This window comes from Bradyrhizobium sp. USDA 3650 (assembly GCF_054057395.1).
This window is the reverse complement of sequence record NZ_JBSRZG010000001.1, coordinates 1,073,376-1,098,020: the sequence shown is the minus strand read 5'-3', so window position 1 is coordinate 1,098,020 and position 24,645 is coordinate 1,073,376. Positions and strand designations below refer to the sequence as shown.

Genomic DNA, 24,645 nt, shown 5'->3' with positions numbered 1-24,645 from the left:
AGTGCTGCATTTTCCTGTCAGGAACGATCAGCGTGCAAAATTTGTGCAATGCTCGAAAGCGGTGTGCTCTGGACCGGGCGGCGCTGCGCATAGGCCGCAAGGCGTCGGCTCGCGAGAACGGTTCTAAATCGTGCGGAGGCCGTTTCGGTTGTCAGGAAAACCGGCATCAGTCATATCGGCGCTCCACAACGGGAGCGCAGCATGGACGAACTGAACGGCAAGCTGATCGCGTGTCAGATCCTGATCACGGGACTGATCGCACGCGTCGCCAACGAGCAGCGTGATCCCTTGCGCTTTCTCACCGACTTCCGCGACGAGATCAGAGCCGTCGTCGGCGGCGTCAACATTGCCGGCATGGACGACAGCGATCGCGTGCGCGCGGTGGCGCAGAAGACCGTCGACGAATTGTTCTCGCTAATGAAGCCGCCAAGCAGCGATTGACGATGCGCGCGCGACCGCCGATCTCGCTGCATTTTCGCGCACTCTTTAGAACGAATCCAATCTCGATTTAGAACGGTTTCAAACTGCAGTTTAGAATCGTTTTGATCTGGACTTATTCAAGCGTTCTCGCGGCTTGCTCGCATTGACCCGCTATTTTGCGGCCGATACCAACACTCCAATCGCTCATCGAAGTGAATGGGCGAACAGGAATATGGGGCGTGTTTGGTAATGGGGCAGGTGGTCGCACCGAAGTCGTTGCGTTCGGTCGCAGCATTCGATGAAAAGTTCACGGGCGTTTCCGGCAAGAAGGTCTCCGCTGTCGCGGGCCTAATCGCGGCAGCATCGGTGTCGAGCGGTGCGGAAGCGCAGCAGTCGAACCTGCCGCCGGTAACGGTCGATGCGCCGGTCGCGCGTCCGCGCCCGGTAGCTTCGAAGCCGACGGCGGACCAGGTCCGCGCGCGCAATGCGCTTCGCCGCGCCGCGCAGCGGCAGCAGGCGGCCCAGCAGACCGCTCCCACCCCGCTGTCCGGTCCCGCCGACGCCAATCCGTATGCGGATCCGGCCGCGCCCTACAAGGTCGATCACGTGCAGGCCGGCGGAAAATTCCCGGAGAAGCTGGTCGATACGCCGAAATCCATCACGGTTCTCAGCAAGGAAGTGCTCGCGGACAAGAACGCCACGTCGCTGAAGCAGGCGATTCTGAGCACGGCCGGCGTGACGCTCGGTTCAGGCGAGGGCGGCAATGCGTTCGGAGACCGTTTCTTCATTCGCGGCTTCGATGCTCGCAACGACATCTTCATCGACGGCGTTCGCGATTCCGGCGTGAGCGTTCGTGAGAACTTCTTCACCGAGCAAGTTGAGATCCTGCGCGGTCCCGGCTCGACCTTTTCCGGCCGCGGTGTCGCTGGCGGTGCGATCAACATCGTCACCAAGCAGGCAAATTCGGACAAGAGCTTCTACAACATGGACACGACGTTTGGCACCGACCAGACCAAGCGTGTCACGCTCGACGTCAACCAGGTGATCAATCCGACGCTCGCCGTTCGCGCCGGCGGTCTGTTTCAGGACGCCAATGTCGCCGGTCGCGACTACGTCAAGGACGACCGCAACGGCGCCTTCGTCGCGACGACCTGGAGGCCTGTCGACGCCGTCAAGGTCACCGCTGGCTACATCCATACCGAATTGACGGGAGTTCCGGACTTCGGTGTGCCCTATTATCGGCCGAGCACGACCTCGGCCGCGGGCGGTCCATTCCCGGACTTCGGCGCCAACCGCAACAACTGGTATGGTCAGATCAACCGGGACTTCTTCCGGACCGGTCAGGACATCGGCACGCTCAACGCCGAGGTGCAGATCACCCCGGACCTGATCGTCAGCAACAAGTTCCGCGCGTCGCGTTCGACGCAGAATTATGTCGGAACGCTGCCGGAGAGCCCGGTCATCGCCACTCCGCTCTCGGCGTCGACGCTCACGATGAATCCGCAGAGCCGCCTGCAAATCACCGACGTGCTCGCCAACCAGACGGAGGCGACCTACAAATTCCAGGATGGGGCCGGCTTCAAGCATACCGCGCTGGCAGGAATCGAAGTCGATCGCGAGAGATCGTCGATCGATAAGTACCTCGGGCTTACCTCGGAGGGAAATGGTGTTCTCGTAACGCCAGGTGGCTCGCCGACGGGCGTCAGTGTGTTCTCTCCCCAGGACACTTATCTGCCAGGCAAAGCGCTCGCACTGGCAGGTCTGCCCATCAGCGTCGGCATCGACACCGTCAGCGGCTACGTCATGGACAGCGCGAATTATCGCGACCTGCTGATCCTCAACGGCGGCTTTCGCTACGAAAATTACAGCATCAATTCATCCGGCTATGCGGCAAATGGCACGCTCGGCCAGCAGTCGGCGGAATTCCTGATCCCCAACTTCAATCTCGGGCTGACGCTCAAGCCTGCTCCGAACGGCAGCGTCTATGTGGCCTATGCCACTTCGGCGAACCCCGTCGGTGCCGAGTTCGACGGCACCAGCACGCCCTATGGCGCCTTCAATCCGACTCTCGCCGGCGGCAACACCCAGATCTTCGGGCCCGAGAAAAACAAGGCGATCGAACTCGGCACCAAATGGGAGCTGTTCGATCGTCATCTTTTGCTCACCGCGGCGCTGTTCCAGACCACCAAGGACAATGCGCGCGAGTCGCAGAACGTCGGTAGTGCGGCCGCCGCTGCGCCCTTGGGATGCGTCTATCCGACCGGAACGACCGGCAACATATCTTGCATTACCGCCGGTGCAGCCTACCGCATCCGCGGCATCGATCTCGGTATCGGTGGCAAGATCACCGACAAGTGGAGCGTGTTCGGCGGTCTCGTGCTGATGCAGTCGGAGGTGACGCAGTCGCTGGCGCCGTCAGCGAACAAGGCGCTGTATCCGACAAATGTCGGGCGTCCGCTCGCCAACGTCGCCCATGAGTCCTTCAGCTTGCTCACGAAGTACCAGCTCACCGACGTCTGGGAACTGGGTGGACAGGCGGTCTACCGTTCGAAGATCTACGGCGGCACTTTGCTCGCGGCGAACGTGGGCACGTCGCTTCCGAGCTATTGGCGTTTCGACATGTTTGCTGAGGCCAAGATCAACAAGAACTGGCAGGTCAAGCTGTTCGTGAACAACATCTTCGACAAACGCTATAACGACGCGCTGTACCAGAGCGCTGCGCCCTTCGTGCTGGAAGCACCGGGCCGTGCCGCCTATGTGGTGCTCTCGGCGCGCTACTGATGGAGCGACAGCCAGTTTCATGCTGACATGCATAGAAAACGTTCTGAGCAAAGATGATGTGGCGGATTTCCGCCGCATCATGGACGCCAGCGAATGGGAGGACGGCCGTTCCACCGCCGGCTCGCAGTCGGCCATGGTCAAGCGCAACGAGCAACTGCCGCCCGATAGCGAAGTCGCGCGAAAACTCGGCAACCGCATCATTTCGGCGCTGACGTCGAATCCGCGTTTCATCGCGGCGGCGATCCCGCTCCAGATCTTCCCGCCGCTGTTCAACCGCTATGCGGCTAGCAGCGGCCACCATTTCGGCCTGCATGTCGACAATGCCATCCGCGGCGACCGCCTGACCGGCCTTCGCATCCGCACAGACCTGTCGGTGACGCTGTTCCTGGCCGAGCCGGAGGAGTACGACGGTGGCGAACTTGTGATCGAGGACAGCTACGGTTCGCACGAAGTCAAGTTGCAGGCCGGGGACTGCGTGCTCTATCCCTCGACCAGCCTCCATCTCGTGACGCCGGTGACCAGGGGAACGCGGGTTGCGTCTTTCTTCTGGCTTCAGAGCATGATACGGGACGATCAAGCCCGGAGCATGATCTTTGACCTCGACACCGCGATACAGGCGCTGGTGGAACGGCTCGGGCGTGACGATTCCGAAACGGTCAAATTGACGGGTATCTATCACAACCTCATTCGCTACTGGGCCGAAGTATGAAGATCATGTCCTTCCAAGCAAGCCTTGCCGCAGCTCTGGTGCTGACGGCCGCCTGGCTTGCATCCCCTGTTTCTGCCCAGACACAAGCCGCGCCCGCGGCACCGGTCCAGTCGACGGCTCAGCCGTCTGCGGTCGGCCCGGCACCGGTCGTTGCTCCGCCTGCGGCGCCCCAAGCTGCCGCGCCTGCGGCTGCAAAGTCCGATACGGCGGCCGGCATCGCGCCCGCCATGAAGGAATTGTCGCCCTGGGTGATGTTCCAGTCGGCGGATATCATCGTGAAGGCAGTGATGATCGGGCTCGCTTTTGCATCGCTGATGACCTGGACGGTGCTGATCGCCAAGTCGATCGAGCTGTCGATCGCTGCGACCAAGCTTCGTTCGGCGCTGAAGAAGATCGCAGAGGCGCGCTCGCTCGCGGAAGCGCAGATGGCGCTCGGCGCCAAGGAGGGCATCCTGCCGTCCTTCCTGGCGGCGGCGCTGCGGGAGGCGCGGATGTCGGCCGGGCTCTCCAGCGACACCGGCATCAAGGAGCGGGCGGCTTCGAGCTTCTCCGAGATCATGCGCGCGGAGGCGCGGCGCATCCGCGTCGGCATGGGCGTGCTCGCCACCATCGGCTCGACCTCGCCCTTCGTCGGCCTGTTCGGCACGGTGTGGGGCATCATGAACAGCTTCATCGGCATCTCGAAGTCGCAGACCACGAACCTCGCCGTCGTCGCGCCCGGCATCGCCGAGGCGCTGCTCGCCACCGCGATCGGCCTGGTCGCCGCCATTCCCGCCGTCATCATCTACAACTACTTCTCGCGCGTGACGAAGAGCTATCTCGAGCTCGTCAGCCGTGCTTCGGGCGCGGCGGGGCGGTTGCTCTCGCGCGATCTCGACCGCAGCCACGGCAGCGTGCATTCGCGCGCGGCGGAGTGAACCATGGGCGTTTCGCTCGCAGACAATGATGACGACGACGATTTCGGCGAGACGCATGAAATCAACGTCACGCCGTTCATCGACGTCATCCTGGTGCTGCTGATCATCTTCATGGTCGCAGCGCCGCTCTCGACTGTCGACCTGCCGATCGATCTGCCGACGTCGAGCGCGACGCCGCAGAAGAAGCCGGACAAGCCGACCTATCTCAGCATCAAGCCCGATTTGACGCTTGCCATCGGAGAGAACCCGGTTCACCGCGCCGAGTTGATCGGCACGCTGGACGGCCTGTCCGACATGAGCAAGGACAAGTATGTCTTCCTGCGCGCCGATCGCTCGGTGCCGTATGGCGAGTTGATGGGCGTCATGGAGCTGTTGCGCTCAGGCGGCTATTCGCGGGTGAAGCTGGTTGCGCTGGAAGGCGCTCCGGGAGCGCCTGCGGCAGGCGCCGCTCAGCCTTAGAGGGCACCAATGTCGGACGAGTCCAGACCAGCCCGGACGCTTTGGATTTTGGCAGCGCTGGCGGCGCTCGCGCTCCATCTCGGTGGTGCCGCGCTCGCGCTGGCGCACCTGCGGGCCGATGACGGCGACGACGGCCTCGGCGCGGCCGGCGCGGAGTTCGCTGTCGAGATGGCCTCGCCGAAGGCGCCCGACACCGACCTTCCGCCGGGACCGGATAGCGAAGCGATGCAGGAGCAGCAGGCGCTTCCCGAGCAAAAGGCCGAGACCAAGGAAACCGAGCTTCCAAAGGATCAGTCGCAACAGGTCGACGATCCCGATCGGGTCGTCACCGAGAACATCTCGAAGAAGCCGCAGGACGAGGATCCGAAGATCGCCGCGGTCGAAACGCCCGCTGCGGAGGCCTCGCCGAAGTCCGTTGCGACGGCGCGGCAGACACTCGATGAGGACGCGCGCGAGGCCGAGAAGGCGCTGGCGCCCGTGCTCGGTATCGGCAAGGACATTCTGAAGCTGACGGCAGACTGGAATCGCAAGATCAGTGCGCATCTCACGGCCCACAAGGTCAACCCGGAGGGCAAGGAGCCCAACAATCAGAAGGTTAAGGTTAGCTTCGCGATCAACCGACGGGGCAACGTGCTTTCAGTCGACGTTGTCGAGTCGTCCGGGGATGCAGCTTACGATGCGGCGGCGATCTCGATTGTCCGCAAATCCGATCCCATCCCGCAGCCGCCCGCCAGCCTGACCGACGACCGGTTCGAGCGCACCGTCGACATCATCTTCACACCGCCGGACGCAAAGAAAAAGAAGAAGTCGGCTCAGCGCCAGTAGAGCCTGATCCCGACATAGACCACGACCAGGCAGGCGAAGATCAAGGCCACCGGGAGCGGCCGTTTCTGGGTTGCGCCAGCGGTCGCTGCCCCGAAGAAATTGACCTTTTTCGGCTTCGGGTCTGGGCGACGGAAAGCGGTAACATTGTCCGCCGCCGGTTCGGCCGCCCGGGGGCGGACGTCAGGCGGGGTTCCCGCGCCGCCCATCTCGGCATAGTAGGCCTTGTAGATGGCGCCGATGGTGGCCTCGGTAGCCTCGCCCTCGTTCATCTGCGCCTGCAGGTTCTTGTAGCTCACCAGGAATTCCTGCGCCCCCGGAGGCAGCGCGGACGACCCGTTGAGCTTGGCCATCATCTTCCAGGTGGCGAAATCGGCGCGGGCGCGGGTGTCGGCGCGTCGCGCGATCAGCATATCGGCAGCTTTGACCAAGTCGGCCTCGAGCCCTTCGGCTTGTGTTCGGGTGTGGCGCTGTTCAACTACGCATTGCCGGTCAGAATGAGAACACCCTGAATCACATAACCGGTCAACGTTCGCAGTATTGCTGAAATAACATCAAGATTTAGACCGAACTGGGAGCCCGCCAGCGGTAGCAGGATCAGCAAGCCGATCAGGATCAGCATCCCGAACGGTTCGAGCCGGGCCAGCGGCAAGGCGAGCGCGCGGGGCAACAGCCCCACCGCGACGCGCCCGCCGTCGAGCGGCGGGATGGGCATCATGTTGAACACCGCCAGCACCGCGTTGATCAGCAGTGCGTTCTTGAGATTATCGAAGATCCATTGCGCCGAGTTGGCCGGAGCCCAGGGGAGGGCGTGCAGGGCAAGAGCTGCAGCCAGCGCCAGCAGGATGTTAGTGGCGGGCCCGGCCAGCGCCACCCAGACCATGCCGAGCCTGGGGTCGTTGAGCTTGCGGAAATTCACCGGCACAGGCTTGGCATAGCCGAACAGGAACGGCGAATGCGCGAACAGCAGCATCGCCGGCAATATCAGCGTGCCGAACGGGTCGATGTGGCGGAGCGGGTTGAAGCTGACACGGCCGAGCTGCCATGCGGTGTCGTCACCGAGACGATATGCGACGAAAGCGTGCGCAGCCTCGTGGAAGGTGATGGCGAGCACCAGCGGCAGCACCCACACCGAGAGGTCATACAAAGAAATGTTCACGGCTCGTCCGTCCCGGTTTGCCTGCGGTCTTGCAGCCGACCCAGCCAACCGGTGGTGCAGCAACGCTTCACCCCAACATAGGGTGGCCGGCTCCGAAATGCCACGCTGCAAATGATCGGCGAGACCGGCGGCCATGACGTCGAGCCTTGGCGCCGGATGAGCTACGTCGGGATCGTCCCCTCATATCGGATCATGCCGTCCTCGATCGTCACCCAGCCCATCTTTTCGCTGACCCAGATGTGCTCGGTCGGCACAAACGCGTTGCGATCGTCGAAGGTCGCCAGCGCGACGCCCGCCAGCGTGCCGTTGCGCCGCCAGGCGAACAGCCGCGTGCCGCAGCGTTTGCAGAACACGCGGTCGATCTGCTCGGACGACGCATAGCGCTCGGTGTCGCCATGGACGGTCAGTGCGCGCTGGTCGAACTGTGCGCGGGCGAAGTAGGGCGAGCCCATCGCCTTCTGACAAAGGCGACAATGGCAGACGCGAACATTGAGCGGCTCACCTTCCGCCTTGAACCGCACCGCGCCGCACAGGCATCCGCCTTCTCTGATCATGGCGCCCTCAGTAAGTTGCGCGCCCGCCGGAGATGTCGAACACGGCGCCCGTCGAAAACCCGCAGTCCTCGGATGCGAGCCAGCTCACCATCGCGGCGAGCTCCTCCACCAGCACGAAGCGGCCTTTTGGAATCTTCGACAGCATGAAGTCGATATGCTGCTGCGTCATCTGGTCGAAGATCGCGGTCTTCGCAGCCGCGGGCGTCACCGCATTGACGAGAATGTCGTGTGCCGCCAGTTCCTTGCCGAGCGACTTCGTCAGCGCGATCAGGCCGGCCTTGGACGCCGAATAGTGCGAAGCGTTGGGATTGCCTTCCTTGCCGGCGATCGAGGCGATGTTGACGATGCGCCCGTATTTTTGCTTCAGCATCGCGGGCACGATCGCCTTGCAGACGATGAAGGGGCCGTCGAGGTTGATGCGCAGAACTTTCCGCCATTCCTCGAGATCGGTCTCCCAGACCGGCTTGTTGACCCCGGCGATGCCGGCATTGTTGACGAGGATGTCGATCTTGCCGAAGGCGGCCAGCGTCGCGTCGCGGGCCTGCTCGACTGCCGCGGTATCGGTGACGTCGACCTTGAAGACGCGGGCATTGTCGCCGATTTCCTTTGCCGTCTTCTCGGCGAGGGCTGCATCAAAATCCCAGATCGCGACCTTGGCGCCGGAGGCGACGAAGCGCTGAACGATCGCGCGGCCGAAGCCCTGCGCGCCGCCGGTGACGATGGCGACACGGCCGTTGAGATCGATCTTGTTCATGCTGGATGCCTTCTGGATGCCTTGGCGTCAGAGCATGTAGCCGCCGTCGACGACGAGGTCGACGCCGGTGGTGAAGGCGCTCTCGTCACTGCCGAGATAGACCGCCATGGACGCGATCTCGTCGGCGGTGCCGAGCCGGCCCATCTTCTGGCGGGAGACGAACATCTCCTTGCCCTGCGGCCCTTGCGCCGCGGCGCGGTCGAGCATCGAAGGCGTCTCGACGGTGCCCGGGCAGATGCTGTTGCAGCGGATGCCCTTGGTGATGAAGTCGAGCGCGACCGCGCGCGTCAGCAGCGACACCGCGGCCTTCGAGGCGCTGTAGACGTAGCGGTTGGCCGGCGGCCGAAGCGCCGCGCAGGAGGAGATGTTGACGATGCTGCCGCCGCCGCCCGCGAGCATGTCCGGCAGGAAGGCCCTGATGGTCCGGTGCATCGACTTGACGTTGAGGTCGAATGAGAAATCAAAATCCTCTTCCGAGCATTCGAGGATGGTGCCGTGGTGCACGAAGCCGGCCGCGTTGAGCAGGATGTCGACCTTGCCGACGCGCTTGGCGAAGGCGTTGACGTCGGCGGTGTTGCGGACGTCGAGCTTGGCGACCTCGGCGATACCTTCCTTGGTCAGGCCCGCGATGCCGCTCTCGTTGATGTCGGTGGCGATGACGGTTGCGCCTTCACGCGCGAATGCGATGGCGCATGCGCGTCCGATGCCTGCCGCTGCAGCCGTGATGACGGCGCGCTTTCCCTTGAGGCGGTCTGCCATTTGTTGTTCTCCTCGATACTCAGTGCCGTAGCCCGGATGAGCGCGCGAGCGCGATATCCGGGAGCGGATGTCCCGGGTGTCGCTTCGCTCACCCGGGCTACGTGTTCCTAACTCAGTGATTATCCCGCGCCACACCAAAGCTGCCGGCGACGTTCTGGTAGCGCGTGGCGAGCTCCATGCAGGCGCCGGTCGCGTGCTGGCCGACGGTGTTGCGATAAAGCTCCTGCCACGGCGTCTGGTTCGGCGGATGCTTGAAGCCGCCATTGGCCTTGAGCTCGGCATGGCGCTTCTTCACCTCGTCGTCGGAGATGAGAATGTTGGCGCTGCCCTTGTTCAGATCGACCCGCACCTTGTCGCCGTTCCTGAGGATCGCGAGCCCGCCATTGGCGGCGGCTTCCGGCGAAGCATTGAGGATCGAAGGCGAGCCCGAGGTGCCGGACTGCCGGCCGTCGCCAATGCAGGGCAGGGACATGATGCCGCGTTTGATCAGCGCCGCAGGCGGCTGCATGTTCACGACCTCGGCGCCGCCGGGATAGCCGATCGGGCCGGTGCCGCGGATGAACAGCACGCAGCGCTCGTCGATCTCGAGCGAGGGATCGTCGATCCGCTCGTGATAGTCCTCAGGACCCTCGAACACGACGGCGCGGCCTTCGAAGGCATTGAGATCGGTGGGGTTGCTGAGGTAACGCTCGCGGAATTCCTTGGAGATCACGCTGGTCTTCATGATCGCGGAATCGAACAAATTGCCCTTCAGCACCAGGAAGCCGGCGTCCTTCACCAGCGGCTTGTCGTAAGCCCAGATCACGTCGTTGTCCGGCTTTGGCGCATTGGCGCAGTTCTCGCCGATGCCGCGGCCGTTGACCGTGACAGCGTTCTCGTGGATCCGCTTGTGCTTCATCAATTCGCGCACCACGGCCGGCACGCCGCCGGCGCGGTGGAATTCCTCGCCGAGATAGAAGCCGGCCGGCTGCATGTTGACCAGGAGCGGCACGTCGTGGCCGACCTTCTGCCAGTCGTCGATCGAGAGCTCGACGCCGATGTGGCGCGCCAGCGCGTTGATGTGGATCGGCGCGTTGGTCGAGCCGCCGATTGCCGAGTTGATCACGATGCAGTTCTCGAACGCCTCGCGGGTCAGGATGTCTGAAGGCTTGAGGTCTTCCCAGACCATGTCGACGATCCGCTTTCCCGTCTCGTAGGCGATCTGGCCGCGCTCGCGATAGGGAGCGGGGATCGCCGCACAGCCCGGCAGCGAGAAACCGAGCGCTTCCGCGAGCCCGTTCATGGTGGAGGCGGTGCCCATGGTGTTGCAATGGCCGACCGAGGGCGCCGATGACGCCACGATCTCCATGAATTCTTCGTAGTCGATTTCGCCGGCGGCGAGTCGCTCGCGCGACTTCCAGACGATGGTGCCGGAGCCGGTGCGCTCGCCATTGTGCCAGCCGTTCAGCATCGGCCCGCCCGACAGCACGATCGCAGGCAGGTTGACGGTCGCCGCCGCCATCATGCAGGCCGGGGTGGTCTTGTCGCAGCCGGTGGTCAGCACCACGCCGTCGAGCGGATAGCCGTAGAGGATTTCAACGAGGCCGAGATAAGCGAGGTTGCGGTCGAGCGCGGCGGTCGGGCGCTTGCCAGTCTCCTGGATCGGATGGGTCGGGAATTCCATCGCAATGCCGCCGGCCTCGCGGATGCCTTCGCGGACGCGATGGGCAAGCTCGATATGGTGGCGGTTGCAGGGAGAGAGGTCGTTGCCGGTCTGCGCGATGCCGATGATCGGTTTGCCGGACTGGAGCTCGGAGCGGGTGAGACCATAGTTCAAATAGCGCTCCATATAGAGCGCGGTCATGCCCGGATTATGCGGATTGTTGAACCATTCCTGCGAGCGGAGGTGGCGGCGAGCGCCGTTGCCGGCGGGGGCATGCCCATTGGTTGGTTTTTTTGTCATTGGTTTCTCCTGCAATGCAAACGCACTGGCCTCCGTTTTAGGGTATCGGCTTGTGCGATGCCCAACGGCGCGAGCGACGATTTGCCTGCCCGCTGGCGGGTCGTTTCCTCACAAATCCGATATTAGTCATGGCCGCTTGGTAACGCTACCATTTTGTTCGCAGCGCCCGTGCCTGAAGCGGCTGGCCGGTTGTCCGACCGCCGGGCCAACGAGCTTTGCCGCTCGATCACTTTGAAGCCGAGATCGAGCACCGGATACTCCGGGCGCCGTCCATCGATCGCATCGATCAGCATGCTGGCGGCCGTGTTGCCCATCTCGTAGCGGTTGGTGCGCACGCTCGTCAAAGTCGGCACGGCGGAGGCCATGAATTCGAGATCGTTGAAGCCGACGATCGCGATCTGTTCGGGGATGGCAATCTCGCGGCGTCTGCATTCGAACAGCACACCCAGCGCGAGGTCGTCATTGGCGCAGAACACCGCGTCCATGCCGGGCTCCCGCGCCAGGAGATCGGTGAACAGGGCGCCTCCGAGCGTCACCGAGGTCGGTGTCGCCGTCGTCACGACGAGGCGTTGCTCGAACAGCCCTGCGTCCTTCATGGCCGAGACGTACCCGTCGAGCCGCCGCTGCACCCGCGGATCCATCCGCGCGCCGACGAACCCGATCTTGCGGTGACCTTGTGCGAACAGATGCGCAACCGCCGCACGGGCTGCGTCATAGTGCGAAAAGCCGATCATCATGTCGACCGGATTGGGTCCGATCTCCATGATTTGCACGATCGGGCAGTCGGCGGCATCGAGCATCGCGCGCGATTCCGTGGTCTGGTCGATGCCGGTGACGATCAGCCCGGCGGGCTTCTGCGCGAGAAACAGGCGCAGCAGCTTCTCCTCCTGGAGAATACTGTAGCGTGTGTTGGACAGCTGGATCGAGTAACGGCTGTTTTCGGAGGCGTCGTAGATGCCGCGCAGCACGTCGGAGAACACATTATTGGTTAGTGACGGAATCAAGACACCGATCACCTCGGTGCGCTGCGAGGCCAACGCGCGTGCCGCCAGGTTCGGCACATAGCCGAGCTCCCTGGCCGCGCTCTCGACCCGTGTCCGCTTGGCGACCGATAGCGCCTCGGGATTGCGGAAGAAGCGGGACGCCGTGATCGGGCTTACGCCGGCGAGCTCGGCGACTTCCGCCAGCCGGATTTTGCCTGACTTGGTGCGGTTTCGACCCATTTGCTGCTCTTAACACACTCACTGTCGCAAACAAAGGAACGTTGACAGCGCTACCAGCACAGACTAACCAAAGACAAATTGCCAAAACCGCACAAACTGCCGACAATGTCGCCCGCTAAGGTTGGGCTTCGTTCGGTGAAGTCTGAAAAAACAAGACGGTCGCGGCGCGAGAGGCGTCGTGGACTTTCGAGGAGGGAGCTAGATGTCGTCTGTGCAAATCCGCGACGTGCGGAAATCGTTCGGCAATTTTGAAGTCCTGCACGGCGTTTCGATTCCGATCGAGGACGGCCAGTTCGTCGTTCTGGTTGGCCCCTCCGGCTGCGGCAAGTCGACGCTTCTGCGCATGCTCGCCGGTCTCGAGAATATCACCTCAGGCACGATCTCGATCGGCGACCGCGTCGTGAACAATGTCCAGCCCAAGGAGCGGGACATTGCGATGGTGTTCCAGAACTACGCGCTCTATCCGCACATGACGGTCGGCGAGAACATGGGCTTCTCGATGAAGCTGCGGGGCGAGAGCACCGAAGAGATCAACAAACGCGTCAAGCGCGCCGCCGAGATCCTTGCGCTGTCGCCGCTGCTCGAGCGCTATCCGCGCCAGCTCTCCGGTGGCCAGCGCCAGCGCGTCGCCATGGGCCGCGCCATCGTGCGCGATCCGCAGGTCTTCCTGTTCGACGAGCCCTTGTCGAACCTCGACGCCAAGCTGCGCGTCGCGATGCGCACCGAGATCAAGGAGCTGCACCAGCGGCTGAAGACCACGACGGTCTACGTCACCCACGATCAGATCGAGGCCATGACCATGGCCGACAAGATCGTCGTTATGCACGATGGCATCGTCGAGCAGATGGGTACGCCGCTCGAGCTCTACGACAAGCCCGAGAACCAGTTCGTCGCGGGCTTCATCGGCTCGCCGTCCATGAACTTCCTCAAGGGTCATGTGCGCGTCAACGGCGTTGCGACCTTCGAGGGGCCGAATGGCGTCAAGCTGCCGCTCAGGAACGCGCCGGCGGCGTCCGACGGGCGTCCTGTCGTTTACGGCGTGCGTCCCGAGCATTTCACCATCGCTGACGACGGCGCCGATGCCGAGATCGTGGTGGTCGAACCGACCGGCTCGGAAACGCAGGTGTTTGCGAAGCTCGGCGGTGAGCAGGTCGTCGCGGTCTTCCGCGAACGTCACCAGTTCAATCCGGGTGACAAGGTCAAGCTGAAGCCCGATCCTTCCGTAATTCATCTGTTCGACGAGGCGACGGGCAAACGCGTGTAGCGACGCTGAAGAACTGCCCAAGCAGAACTGCCCAATACAAGACGACCCAATACAAATATAAAATTTAGGGAGAGAACGATGAGCGATTTCGACAGGCGAAGTGTGCTTAAAGTCGGTCTGGGCGGCGCGGCGCTGCTGGCCGGCCCGGGCATCGTCCCGGTGCGCGCGGCGGAGTGGACCAACACGCCCGAGCCGAACGCCTCCATCCGCGTGCTGCGCTGGAAGCAGTTCATTCAGGCGGAGTTCGACAAATTCGCCGAGCAGACCAAGGCGTTCTCCGAGAAGACCGGCGTCAAGGTCAAGCTCGAGGCCGAGAGCTGGGAGGACATCCGCCCGAAAGCCGCGGTCGCCGCCAATGTCGGCGCCGGTCCCGACCTGATCATCGGCACGCTCGATGATCCCCACAAATTCCCGGAAAAGCTGATCGACATGACTGACGTCGCCGACTATCTCGGCGCGCAGTATGGCGGCTGGTACCCGGTCGCCGAACGCTACGGCAAGAAGGGCAACAGCTGGATCGCCATTCCGCAGGGCGCGACCGGCGGCTGCCTGAACTACCGCGTCAGCCACGTGAAGGCTGCCGGCTTCGATGAATTTCCCAAGGACACTGCCGGCTTCCTCAAGCTCTGCCAGGCGCTGAAGAAGAACAACACGCCGGCCGGCTTCGCGCTCGGCCACGCCACGGGCGACGCCAACGGCTGGTGCCAGTGGGCGCTGTGGGCCTTCGGCGGCAAGGTCGTCAACGACAAGAACGAGGTCGTGATCGACTCGCCGGAGACGATCGCCGCGCTCGAATACGTCAAGAGCAGCTCTACGAGACCTTCATCCCCGGCGTGCTGTCGTGGAACGATTCGAACAACAACAAGGCGTTCCTCAATGGCGAGCTCAGCCTGACGCTGAACGGCATCTCGATCTGGACCGTCGGCAAGAACTCGACCGATCCGAAGCAGCAGGAAATCGCCAAGGACATGAACCACGCGCCGATGCCGATCGGTCCCGTGGGCGTGTCGACCGAGCAGCAGAACGTGCTCGTCTATTACGGTTACAAGCACTCGAAGTATCCGAAGGCGGTCAAGGAATACATCAAGTTCATGATGGACAAGGCGAACTACGACGCCTGGGAGGTCTCTTCCAACGGCTACGTGTCTCCGCCGCTGCCGGCCTACAACGACAACCCTGTGTGGACGTCGGATCCGAAGATCACGCCGTATCGCGACTGCCTGAAGCGCTGCCGCGACAACGGCTATGCCGGCGATCTCGGCTATGCCTCCGCCGCCGTCATGGGCGACTTCGTCGTCGTCGACATGTTCGCGGAAGCCGCGTCGGGCTCCGTGACGCCGAAGGCGGCAGCCGCGCGCGCGGCCGAGCGCGCCAAGCGCTATTACCAGGTCTGATCAGCTCCAATCTACGCGGCGTCCGGTTCGCCGGACGCCGCGACTTTTCGTCAAGGGGAATCCGACATGGCAGTTATGGCCGAGTCCACTGTCGCGCAGGTCAAGCGCAGCAGCTTGTGGACCAGAGCATTCGAGAGCCGGCATTTCCTCGGCGCGATGTTCATGGTGCCGGCGATCGCCATCCTCATCCTGTTTCTGGCTTACCCGCTGGCGCTGGGCTTCTGGCTCGGCATGACCGATACCAAGATCGGCGGCGCCGGCCGCTACATCGGCTTCCAGAATTTCGTCTCGCTGGCGAAGGACTCGGTGTTCTGGCTGTCGGTGTTCAACACCATCTTCTACACGGTCGCCGCCAGCGCGGTGAAATTCGCCATCGGCCTCTATTTGGCGCTGCTTCTCAACGAACGGCTGCCGATGAAGTCGATGGTCCGCGCCATCGTCCTGTTGCCCTTCGTCGTGCCGACGGTGCTCTCTGCGATCGCGTTCTGGTGGATCTATGACAGCCAGTTCTCGATCATCTCCTGGGTGTTGATCAAGGCCGGCCTGATCACACGCTATATCGACTTCCTCGGCGATCCCTGGAATGCGCGCTGGTCGGTCGTCGCCGCCAATATCTGGCGCGGCGTGCCTTTCGTGGCGATCACGCTGCTGGCGGGACTTCAGACCATTTCGCCCTCGCTCTATGAGGCCGCCAATCTCGACGGCGCCACCAATCTGCAGCGTTTCCGCCACATCACGCTGCCGATGCTGTCGCCGATCATCGCGGTCGTGATGACGTTCTCGGTGCTGATGACCTTCACCGACTTCCAGCTCATCTACACCATCACGCGGGGTGGGCCGATCAACTCCACCCATCTGATGGCGACGCTGTCGTTCCAGCGTGCCATCACCGGCGGCAATCTGGGCGAGGGCGCGGCGATCTCGAATGCGATGATTCCGTTCCTGGTCGCGGCGATCCTGCTCAGCTTCTTTGGGCTTCAGCGTTCCCGCTGGCAGCAGGGCGGGAGGGACTGACAATGACCACGGCAGACGACCAAAGCGTCGGAATGGACTACCTCGAAAGCTTCCCACGGAAGTTTTTTCGGGTCTACCTTCCGCTCGGCCTGATCATCTTCTTCCTGCTATTCCCGTTCTACTGGATGGCGGTCGCGACGTTCAAGCCGGACGCGGAAATGTACGACTACGAAAAGTACAATCCGTTCTGGATCGTGCATCCGACGCTGGAGCACATCAAGAAGCTGTTCTTCGACACCGACTATCCGCTCTGGATGTGGAACACCGTGATCGTCTCGGTGTCGTCGACCTTCATTTCGCTGTTCGCCAGCGTCTGCGCCGCCTACGCGATCGAGCGCTTGCGCTACAAGGGCTCGCGCTATGTCGGCCTTGCGATCTTCCTCGGCTATCTCGTGCCGCCCTCGATCCTGTTCATCCCGCTGGCGGCGATCGTGTTTCAGCTCGGGCTGTTCGATGGCAATCTGGCGCTGATCCTGACCTATCCGACCTTCCTGATCCCGTTCTGCACCTGGCTGCTGATGGGCTATTTCCGCACCATTCCCTATGAGCTGGAGGAGTGTGCGCTGATCGACGGGGCGACGCGGCTGCAGATTCTGATGAAGATCACGCTGCCGCTGTCGCTGCCGGGCGTGATCTCGGCGGGCATCTTCGCCTTCACCTTGTCCTGGAACGAGTTCATCTACGCGCTGACCTTCATCTCCTCGTCCGAGAACAAGACGATCCCCGTCGGCGCGATCACCGAGCTCGTCAATGGCGACGTCTACCATTGGGGTGCGCTGATGGCGGCGGCTCTGACTGGCTCGGTTCCCGTAGTTATCCTTTATTCCTTCTTCGTGGAGTATTATGTGTCGGCGATGACCGGCGCCGTGAAGGAATGATCGCGGGGCCTGCCTTGAGAGCGCGCCAGGACGAATCGCCGAAACCGGCGCGTTCCGGCCAATAAAAAGGAGTAGGCTCTTGCACATTCTGGTTCTGGGCGCCGCCGGCATGGTCGGCCGCAAATTGTGCGAACGGCTGTTGCGCGACGGCCGGCTCGGCAAGAGCGATATCACCAAGCTGACCATGCATGACGTGGTCGAGCCGAAGACGCCGGAAAAAGCCGGCTTTGCCGTCGAGACGGTTTCGAGCGATTTCGCCGTGCCGGGTGCGGCCGAAAAGCTGATCGCCGGCCGTCCGGACGTGATCTTTCATCTCGCCGCGATCGTCTCGGGCGAAGCCGAGCTCGATTTCGACAAGGGCTACCGCATCAATCTCGACGGCACGCGGATGCTGCTCGATGCCGTCAGGCTCGCAGGCGGCGGCTACAAGCCGCGCGTGGTCTTCACCTCCTCGATCGCGGTGTTCGGCGCGCCGTTCCCCGATGCGATCGGCGACGAGTTCTTCCACACGCCGCTTCTGAGCTACGGTACGCAGAAGGCGATCGGCGAATTGCTGCTGGCCGACTATTCCCGCCGGGGCTTCCTCGACGGCATCGGCATCCGCCTGCCGACCATCTGCATTCGGCCCGGCCTACCCAACAAGGCGGCATCGGGCTTCTTCTCCAACATCCTGCGCGAGCCGCTGGCCGGCAAGGAAGTGGTCCTTCCCGTGTCCGAGGACGTCCGCCACTGGCATGCCACGCCGCGCTCCGCCGTCGGCTTCCTGCTGCATGCCGCCACCATGGACCTCGCCGCGGTGGGGCCGCGCCGTAATTTGACCATGCCGGGCCTGTCGGCGACGGTTGGCGAGCAGATCGCTGCACTGAAACGCGTCGCCGGCGACAAGGTCGCCGCCCGCATCAAGCGGGAGCCCGATCCCTTCATCGTCGGCATCGTCGGCGGCTGGCCGCGCAACTTCAATGCAAAGCGGTCGCTCGAGCTCGGCTTCACCACCGCCGAAAAGACTTTCGACGACATCATCCGCATTCACATCGAAGACGAGCTCGGCGGCAATTTCGTCGCGTGATCTCTGACTGAGCGGGTAAAGTGATGGCGAGCGTTGCTTGCATCGGCGAATGCATGGTCGAGCTCCGGCAGGCCCAGGGTGGACAATCCGCCGGACATTCCAGCGGGCAGGGCGGGGGCCTCTACTCGCGCGGATTCGGCGGCGACACTCTCAACACGGCCGTGTACCTCGCGCGGCTCGAGGTCAAGGTCGATTATTTCACCGCGCTCGGCGACGATGCCCTGAGCGATGAGATGATCGCGGCCTGGACTGCGGAGGGCGTTGGCACCAGGCGCGTCGCGCGGCTGCCCGGCAAGCTGCCCGGCCTCTACATGATCCAGCTGGATGCGAAGGGGGAGCGCCAGTTCTTCCACTGGCGCGACAGTGCGGCGGCCCGCCAGCTGATGAATCTGCCTGAGACGGACGATCTCCTCAACTCCCTCATGAGCTACGACATCGTTTATCTCTCTGCGATCACGCTCTCGATCTACGACGCGGCCGGGCGCGAGCGCCTGTTCGCGGCGATCAAGCGCGCGCGCCTGCTCGGCACCCGCTTCGTGTTCGACACCAATTTCCGCGCGCGCGGATGGCCGGATCGCGACGTCGCGCGCGAGGTGTTTTCAGCGGCCTTCGCGGCCGCCGACATCGTGCTGACCTCGACCGAGGACCTGCTCGCTCTCTATCCCGGCGAAAGCCGCGAGCAGTTGATGGCGCGCATCCCGAGCCCTGAGCTGGTGTTCCGGCTCGCCGAGCCGGTCAGCCTGCTGCGTTTTCCCGGGGGGCCCTACGAGGTCCGCGCCGAGCCCATGACCAAGCCCGTGGTCGACACCACCGCGGCCGGCGACAGCTTTGCGGCGGCCTATATCGCGGCGCGGCTCGCCGGTTCCGACCCGGTCGAGGCCGCCCAGGCCGGGCACCGCCTCGCCAGCCTCGTGATCTGCTATTCCGGCGCCATCATTCCGGGTTATGCCATGCCGCCGAAGAAACGGCACCGGCCGGCGACCACGCGTCAAGCGACCAAGTGAAACGAAAGCCAAGATGACCACGACTGCCCAACAGAACCACCTCGCCGCGCTGTTCAAGGCTGCGACCGTCATTCCCGTCCTCACCATCGAGCGGATCCAGGATGCTGTGCCGCTGGCGCGTGCGCTGGTGGCCGGCGGCGTCCGTACGCTGGAGGTGACCATGCGTACCCCTGTTGCGATCGAGGCTGCGAGGGCGATGATGGCCGAGGTGCCCGAAGCGGTGGTCGGCATCGGCACGATTCTCAATCCGGCCGACTTCACCCGCGTCGAGAAGCTCGGCGTCGCCTTCGGCATCAGCCCGGGCTTGACCCCGGACCTGTTGAAGGCCGCCACCCATAGCTCCTTGCCGTTTGCGCCGGGTATCGCCACCGCGTCCGAGCTGATGATGGCGCTGTCCTACGGCTTCGACATTGCAAAATTTTTCCCGGCCGAGCAGGCCGGCGGCATCAAGGGGCTGCGCTCGCTGGGTGGGCCGTTCCCGAACGTGCGGTTCTGCCCGACCGGCGGGGTCGGCGAGGCCAATGCGGCAACCTGGCTCGCGGAGCCCAATGTGGTCGCGGTCGGCGGTTCCTGGCTGTGCCCGACGGCGGAGATCAGGGCCGGGAACTGGGCCGGCATAACTGCCATCTGCCAGCGCACCCTCCAGGCCCTTAAACCCGCGTGAAGTCTTGCCATCCCTGGGCTAAGACTTAGGTCAGCAAGAGACCGCCAGGGAGAAAGACCATGACCGCCAGCATCGTCGGATGGGCGCATACGCCGTTCGGCAAGTTCGACACCGAGACCGTGGAAAGCCTCGTGGTGAAGGTCGCCAATGAGGCGCTGGCGGATGCAGGCATTTCGGCCGGCGATGTCGACGAGATCGTGCTCGGCCATTTCAACGCCGGCTTCTCGCCCCAGGATTTTACCGCCTCGCTGGTGCTCCAGGCCGACCCGAAGCTGCGCTTCAAGCCGGCGACCCGGGTCGAGAACGCCTGCGCCACCGGCTCCGCCGCCGTCCATCAGGGCGTGCGCGCAATCGCGGCCGGCGCGGCCAGGATTGTCCTCGTTGTCGGCGTCGAACAGATGACGCGCACGCCGGGGCCGGAGATCGGCAAGAACCTGCTCAAGGCGTCCTATCTGCCTGAGGACGGCGACACCGTCGGCGGCTTCGCGGGCGTGTTCGGCAAGATCGCCAGCTCCTATTTCCAGAAATACGGCGACCAGTCCGATGCACTGGCGCTGATCGCGGCCAAGAACCACAAGAACGGCGTCGCCAATCCCTTCGCCCAGATGCGCAAGGATTTTGGCTTCGAGTTCTGCCGCGCCGAGAGCGAGAAGAACCCCTACGTTGCCGGCCCCCTGAAGCGCACCGACTGCTCGCTGGTCTCAGACGGTGCCGCTGCCCTGGTGCTGGCCGATGCGGAAACCGCCAAGGGCATGAGCAAGTCGATCGGCTTCCGCGCCACCGCGCACGCCCAGGATTTCCTGCCGATGTCCAAGCGCGACATCCTCCAGTTCGAGGGCTGCACGGTCGCCTGGCAGCGCGCGCTGGAGAAGGCGGGCGTTACACTGTCCGATCTCTCGTTCGTCGAGACCCATGACTGCTTCACCGTCGCCGAGCTGATCGAGTACGAAGCGATGGGCCTGACGCCGAGGGGGCAGGGCGCCCGCGCCATCAAGGAAGGCTGGACGCTCAAGGACGGCAAGCTGCCGGTCAATCCATCCGGTGGCCTGAAGGCCAAGGGCCATCCGATCGGCGCCACCGGCGTCTCCATGCACGTGATGACCGCGATGCAGCTCGCCGGCCAAGCGCCCGAGGGCATGCAGCTCAAGAATGCAAAGCTCGGCGGCATCTTCAACATGGGCGGTGCGGCGGTCGCCAACTACGTCTCCGTGCTGGAGCCGCTGAAGTAAGCCCCGATCTTGTAGGGTGGGCAAAGGCGCGCAAGCGCCGTGCCCACCATCTTGTTTGCGCTAGATCATGGTGGGCACGCTTCGCTTTGCCCACCTTACGGCACTGATTGATTCGCGGGACATGCATCATGAGCAATGACTACGAAGATTCGCTGTCGATGGACGCACTCAACGATCGCATCGCGATTCTCGAGGACAATATCCGCCAGCTCATCGAGCAGGCCGCGGCCGCCTCGGGTGAGCAGAACGAGTCGCGGATCGCGGACCGCATCAACCAACAGAATGAGGAGCTCGACCGTCTCCTCAAGATTCGCGAATCCCGTCAGAAGAAATAGCGGCCTTTCGCCGCCGGCGCATGCGGCCATACGCGGGCTGCCCTTGCGCAAGCGCCGCCGCTGCCGTTAGCTGAACCGAAATCGCAGGGCTCATCTGAGCCCGCGCAGTCGGGAGTGAACGATGGGGCCGCTGAAGGGCATCAAGGTCGTCGACATGACCACCGTGCTGATGGGTCCCTATGCGACCCAGATGCTCGGCGACTACGGCGCAGACGTCATCAAGGTGGAGTCTCTGGACGGTGACGTCACCCGCCTGATCGGCCCGATGCGGCACGCCGGCATGGGCCCGGTGTTCCTGAACACCAACCGCAGCAAGCGCTCGATCTGCCTCGACCTGAAGAAGCCCGCCGGCCGCGAGGCCGTGCTGCGCTTGCTGAAAGACGCCGACGTTCTCGTCTACAACGTCCGCCCGCAGGCGATGGCGCGGCTTCAGCTCGGCTATGACGTTGTCTCGAAGATCAATCCGCGTCTGGTCTATGCCGGCGTGTTCGGCTTCGGCCAGGACGGGCCGTATGCCGCAAAGCCCGCCTATGACGATCTGATCCAGGGCGCCACCGCGCTGCCGGCTCTGATGGCGCAGACCGGTGACGGCGTGCCGCGCTATGTGCCGAACGCACTGGTCGATCGCATCGTCGGCCTCACCGCCGTGGGCGCGATCTGCGCCAGCCTCGTGCACCGCGACCGCACCGGCCGCGGCCAGCGCGTCGACATCCCGATGTTCGAGACCATGGCCGGCTTCGTCATGGGCGACCACATGGGCGGGCTCACCTACGAGCCCCCGCTCGACAAGGGTGGTTACGCCCGCCACCTCTCGCGCGACCGCCGGCCCTACAAGACATCAGACGGTTATCTCAGCGTCATCGTCTACAACGACAAGCAGTGGGAGAACTTCTTCAAGGCGACGGGACGCGACGATCTGCGGGCCGACGCGATGTTCGCGACATTCGCCGGCCGCGCCGCCAATATCGACGTCGTCTATGCCGAACTCGCGCGCATCTTCGAGACGCGTTCCACAACGGAATGGATCGACCTGCTCACCAAGGCCGACGTGCCTGTGATGCCGATGCACGACCTCGCGTCGATGCTGCACGACGAGCATCTGGAGGCGACCAACTTCTTTCCGGTGGTGAACCATCCAACCGAAGGGCCGATCCGGAGCATGAGGGTGACGGCGACCTGGTCCGAGACCGAGGCCGAACCGGTGCGGCTTGCGCCGCAGCTCAACGAGCACGGCGCGGAGATCCTGCGTGAGGTCAGCTATTCCGCCGATGAGATCGACGCCATGGTCCGCGATGGCGTGACCCGTTCGCCGCCTCGGAATGATGATGCGCAGGTGCGCCCGTGAGCTTCATCACCGGCGTCGGCCTCACGCCTTTCGGCAGGCACGAAGGCTCGTCCTCGCTCGACCTGATGAGCAGGGCCGCGCAAACCGCGCTCGACGATGCCGGGCTCAAGCGCGCCGAGATCGACGGCATCCTCTGCGGCTACTCCACCGTGTCGCCGCACATCATGCTGGCGACCGTCTTTGCCGAGCATTTTGGCGTCCGCCCCAGTTACGCCCATGCCGTCCAGGTCGGCGGCGCCACGGGGCTGGCGATGACGATGCTCGCCCATCATCTCGTCGAAGCGGGCGTCGCCCGCAATGTGCTCGTGGTCGCCGGCGAGAACCGCCTCACCGGGCAGAGCCGCGATGCCTCAATCCAAGCGTTGGCGCAGGTCGGCCATCCCGATTACGAGGTGCCGCTCGGCCCGACGATTCCCGCCTATTACGGCTTGGTCGCCAACAGGTACATGCACGAATACGGCGTGACGGAAGCAGACCTCGCCGAATTCGCGGTGCTGATGCGCGCCCACGCCTGCAATCATCCCGGCGCCCAATTCCGCGATTCCATTACTGTTGGCGACGTCATGGCCTCGAAGCCGGTGGCGATGCCGCTGAAGTTGCTCGATTGCTGCCCGGTGTCCGACGGCGGCGCGGCCTTCGTCATCAGCCGCGAGCGGACCGGGGAGGCCGGCGTGCGCATTCGCGGCTGTGCCCAGGCTCATACCCATCAGCACGTCACCGCAGCGCCGCGCTTAAGCGAGCTCGGTGCCGAGATCTCCGTCGCCCGCGCCAGGGAGGCCACCGGCCTGGCGATCTCCGATGTGCGCTGCGCGGCGATCTACGACAGCTTTACCATCACGCTCGCGATGCTGCTGGAAGACCTCGGCCTCGCTGGCCGCGGCGAGGCAGCCGCGCGCGTGCGCGCCGGCCATTTCAGTCGCGACGGCGCAATGCCGCTGAACACCCATGGCGGCCTGCTCAGCTACGGTCATTGCGGCGTCGGCGGCGCCATGGCGCATCTGGTCGAGGCCCATATGCAGATGACGGGACGGGCGGCGAATCGTCAGGTGCGTGACGCCTCGATCGCGCTGCTTCACGGCGATGGCGGCGTGCTGTCGTCCCATGTGAGCATGTTTCTGGAGCGGGTGCGATGAGCGAGCGAATCGCGGATTGGACCCAGGGTGAGCAGGTCATCATCTTTCAGACCTGCACCTCATGCGGCCATGTGCAGTATTTCCACCGCGCCTTCTGCGCGGCCTGCGGCGCGTCCGATCCGCGCGCGCAGCGTGCCAGCGGCAAGGGCAAGGTCTACGCGACGTCGCTGGTCTGCCGCGCCGCCACGTCCGAGACGCGCGCGCACGTGCCCTACAACATCCTGCTGGTCGATTGCGCTGAGGGTTTTCGCATGATGGCGCATGGTGAGAATGATCTCGCCATCGACGATGAGGTCAGTGTGAGCTTCAAGCTGTTCGCCGGAAAGATTGTGCCGTTCTTTGCCAAAGACAGATAGCGAACTTTGAATGCTCGAGCGTAGCCCGGATGGAGCGCAGCGAAATCCGGGTTTTCACCTCATCGATAGACTTTCCCGGATTGCGCTTCGCTCCATCCGGGCTACCGCAGCAAAGCAAACGGTGGGATCCGTCATTCGGGGGCGGTCCTGAGAGACCGAGCCTGGAACGGGAATTCTGGGCCTGGCCTGTGCGAGGGCCACCCCGGAATGACGAAAGCTCTCACCCGACTCTTAACTAGCGCCCGTAGAACAGGATGCTGGCGATGACGAGCATCGCCATCACCGCCAGCATATGCGCGAACGCTTCCGAGGCCGCCCCCTTGGTGGCTTCCTTCATGCCGTTTTCTCCCTAGACTTGGGCGTGACTCATCGATGCGCGGTTAGCGCCCAAAGGCCAATTGTTTTTACTCGGAACACCCCTTGCGAGTATCCGCCGCGATTAAGTCCCCACGCGGCGAATATCG

At 63.7% G+C, this 24,645-nt stretch carries 24 protein-coding genes and 1 pseudogene; 18 read left to right on the top strand and 7 right to left on the bottom strand.

Annotated features, from left to right (window positions below; genetic code table 11):
- The first annotated feature begins 201 nt into the window (after nucleotides 1-201).
- The 6 genes from ACVIN2_RS05455 (at nucleotide 202) to ACVIN2_RS05430 (ending at nucleotide 6,111) form a co-directional block, all read left to right on the top strand.
- Nucleotides 202-441 carry a hypothetical protein gene (locus ACVIN2_RS05455; RefSeq protein WP_456764784.1) on the top strand — a complete coding sequence of 80 codons (240 nt, stop codon included), beginning with the start codon at nucleotides 202-204 and terminating at the stop codon, nucleotides 439-441.
- Nucleotides 442-669: 228 nt separating this feature from the next.
- Nucleotides 670-3,201, top strand: coding sequence for a TonB-dependent receptor (locus ACVIN2_RS05450; RefSeq protein ID WP_456764783.1), 2,532 nt, complete (start codon nucleotides 670-672; stop codon nucleotides 3,199-3,201).
- Between the two features lie 19 nt (nucleotides 3,202-3,220).
- Entirely contained in the window at nucleotides 3,221-3,910 is a 690-nt protein-coding gene (locus tag ACVIN2_RS05445; protein WP_456769650.1) for a Fe2+-dependent dioxygenase, read from the top strand.
- Nucleotides 3,907-4,827: a tonB-system energizer ExbB gene (exbB, locus tag ACVIN2_RS05440; protein ID WP_456764782.1), complete on the top strand. Its 921-nt coding sequence runs from the start codon at nucleotides 3,907-3,909 to the stop codon at nucleotides 4,825-4,827. Before ACVIN2_RS05445 ends, exbB begins: the two co-directional genes overlap by 4 nt.
- Nucleotides 4,828-4,830: 3 nt before the next feature.
- On the top strand, nucleotides 4,831-5,286 hold the full coding sequence (exbD, locus tag ACVIN2_RS05435) for a TonB system transport protein ExbD (RefSeq protein ID WP_018459254.1): 456 nt from the start codon (nucleotides 4,831-4,833) through the stop codon (nucleotides 5,284-5,286).
- Between the two features lie 9 nt (nucleotides 5,287-5,295).
- The gene (locus ACVIN2_RS05430) at nucleotides 5,296-6,111 is read left to right on the top strand and encodes an energy transducer TonB (protein WP_456764781.1); all 816 of its coding nucleotides are present in this window, start codon (nucleotides 5,296-5,298) and stop codon (nucleotides 6,109-6,111) included.
- On the opposite strand, the gene ACVIN2_RS05425 is transcribed toward ACVIN2_RS05430, so the two are convergent.
- From ACVIN2_RS05425 to gntR, 7 genes are all read right to left on the bottom strand, one after another.
- Nucleotides 6,099-6,521 (bottom strand): hypothetical protein, encoded by a 423-nt coding sequence (locus ACVIN2_RS05425; RefSeq protein WP_456769649.1) that lies wholly within the window; start codon nucleotides 6,519-6,521, stop codon nucleotides 6,099-6,101. The genes ACVIN2_RS05430 and ACVIN2_RS05425 overlap by 13 nt on opposite strands.
- Nucleotides 6,522-6,586: 65 nt before the next feature.
- Nucleotides 6,587-7,267 (bottom strand): site-2 protease family protein, encoded by a 681-nt coding sequence (locus ACVIN2_RS05420; protein ID WP_456769648.1) that lies wholly within the window; start codon nucleotides 7,265-7,267, stop codon nucleotides 6,587-6,589.
- A 161-nt stretch (nucleotides 7,268-7,428) separates the two neighbouring features.
- Entirely contained in the window at nucleotides 7,429-7,821 is a 393-nt protein-coding gene (locus tag ACVIN2_RS05415) for a GFA family protein (protein WP_456764780.1), read from the bottom strand.
- 7 nt (nucleotides 7,822-7,828) lie between these two features.
- On the bottom strand, nucleotides 7,829-8,575 hold the full coding sequence (locus ACVIN2_RS05410; RefSeq protein WP_456764779.1) for an SDR family NAD(P)-dependent oxidoreductase: 747 nt from the start codon (nucleotides 8,573-8,575) through the stop codon (nucleotides 7,829-7,831).
- Nucleotides 8,576-8,602: 27 nt separating this feature from the next.
- Entirely contained in the window at nucleotides 8,603-9,334 is a 732-nt protein-coding gene (locus tag ACVIN2_RS05405) for an SDR family oxidoreductase (protein WP_456764778.1), read from the bottom strand.
- A 112-nt stretch (nucleotides 9,335-9,446) separates the two neighbouring features.
- Nucleotides 9,447-11,276, bottom strand: a complete 1,830-nt coding sequence (locus tag ACVIN2_RS05400; RefSeq protein ID WP_456764777.1) for an IlvD/Edd family dehydratase — start codon at nucleotides 11,274-11,276, stop codon at nucleotides 9,447-9,449.
- A 122-nt stretch (nucleotides 11,277-11,398) separates the two neighbouring features.
- Nucleotides 11,399-12,499 carry an HTH-type transcriptional regulator GntR gene (gene gntR, locus ACVIN2_RS05395; RefSeq protein WP_456764776.1) on the bottom strand — a complete coding sequence of 367 codons (1,101 nt, stop codon included), beginning with the start codon at nucleotides 12,497-12,499 and terminating at the stop codon, nucleotides 11,399-11,401.
- Nucleotides 12,500-12,701: 202 nt separating this feature from the next.
- On the opposite strand from gntR, the gene ACVIN2_RS05390 reads away from it, so the two are divergent.
- The 12 genes and pseudogenes from ACVIN2_RS05390 (at nucleotide 12,702) to ACVIN2_RS05335 (ending at nucleotide 24,181) form a co-directional block, all read left to right on the top strand.
- Nucleotides 12,702-13,763: an ABC transporter ATP-binding protein gene (locus tag ACVIN2_RS05390; protein WP_007592328.1), complete on the top strand. Its 1,062-nt coding sequence runs from the start codon at nucleotides 12,702-12,704 to the stop codon at nucleotides 13,761-13,763.
- A gap of 78 nt (nucleotides 13,764-13,841) precedes the next feature.
- Nucleotides 13,842-15,157: pseudogene (locus ACVIN2_RS05385) on the top strand (ABC transporter substrate-binding protein).
- Nucleotides 15,158-15,223: 66 nt separating this feature from the next.
- Nucleotides 15,224-16,171 carry a carbohydrate ABC transporter permease gene (locus ACVIN2_RS05380; protein ID WP_456764775.1) on the top strand — a complete coding sequence of 316 codons (948 nt, stop codon included), beginning with the start codon at nucleotides 15,224-15,226 and terminating at the stop codon, nucleotides 16,169-16,171.
- Nucleotides 16,172-16,173: 2 nt separating this feature from the next.
- A complete protein-coding gene (locus ACVIN2_RS05375) occupies nucleotides 16,174-17,049 on the top strand; it encodes a carbohydrate ABC transporter permease (RefSeq protein WP_007592322.1) in 876 nt (291 codons plus the stop codon).
- A 79-nt stretch (nucleotides 17,050-17,128) separates the two neighbouring features.
- Nucleotides 17,129-18,115 carry a D-erythronate dehydrogenase gene (denD, locus tag ACVIN2_RS05370; protein WP_456764774.1) on the top strand — a complete coding sequence of 329 codons (987 nt, stop codon included), beginning with the start codon at nucleotides 17,129-17,131 and terminating at the stop codon, nucleotides 18,113-18,115.
- Between the two features lie 23 nt (nucleotides 18,116-18,138).
- Entirely contained in the window at nucleotides 18,139-19,119 is a 981-nt protein-coding gene (locus ACVIN2_RS05365; RefSeq protein WP_027517386.1) for a sugar kinase, read from the top strand.
- A 13-nt stretch (nucleotides 19,120-19,132) separates the two neighbouring features.
- Nucleotides 19,133-19,783 (top strand): bifunctional 4-hydroxy-2-oxoglutarate aldolase/2-dehydro-3-deoxy-phosphogluconate aldolase, encoded by a 651-nt coding sequence (eda, locus tag ACVIN2_RS05360; protein WP_204510940.1) that lies wholly within the window; start codon nucleotides 19,133-19,135, stop codon nucleotides 19,781-19,783.
- Between the two features lie 59 nt (nucleotides 19,784-19,842).
- Nucleotides 19,843-21,012 carry an acetyl-CoA acetyltransferase gene (locus ACVIN2_RS05355; RefSeq protein ID WP_027569542.1) on the top strand — a complete coding sequence of 390 codons (1,170 nt, stop codon included), beginning with the start codon at nucleotides 19,843-19,845 and terminating at the stop codon, nucleotides 21,010-21,012.
- 128 nt (nucleotides 21,013-21,140) lie between these two features.
- Nucleotides 21,141-21,347 carry a hypothetical protein gene (locus ACVIN2_RS05350; RefSeq protein ID WP_027517389.1) on the top strand — a complete coding sequence of 69 codons (207 nt, stop codon included), beginning with the start codon at nucleotides 21,141-21,143 and terminating at the stop codon, nucleotides 21,345-21,347.
- 121 nt (nucleotides 21,348-21,468) lie between these two features.
- Nucleotides 21,469-22,692 carry a CaiB/BaiF CoA transferase family protein gene (locus ACVIN2_RS05345; RefSeq protein WP_456764773.1) on the top strand — a complete coding sequence of 408 codons (1,224 nt, stop codon included), beginning with the start codon at nucleotides 21,469-21,471 and terminating at the stop codon, nucleotides 22,690-22,692.
- Nucleotides 22,689-23,825 carry a thiolase family protein gene (locus tag ACVIN2_RS05340; protein ID WP_456764772.1) on the top strand — a complete coding sequence of 379 codons (1,137 nt, stop codon included), beginning with the start codon at nucleotides 22,689-22,691 and terminating at the stop codon, nucleotides 23,823-23,825. Before ACVIN2_RS05345 ends, ACVIN2_RS05340 begins: the two co-directional genes overlap by 4 nt.
- On the top strand, nucleotides 23,822-24,181 hold the full coding sequence (locus ACVIN2_RS05335) for a Zn-ribbon domain-containing OB-fold protein (RefSeq protein WP_456764771.1): 360 nt from the start codon (nucleotides 23,822-23,824) through the stop codon (nucleotides 24,179-24,181). Before ACVIN2_RS05340 ends, ACVIN2_RS05335 begins: the two co-directional genes overlap by 4 nt.
- Nucleotides 24,182-24,645 lie beyond the last annotated feature (464 nt).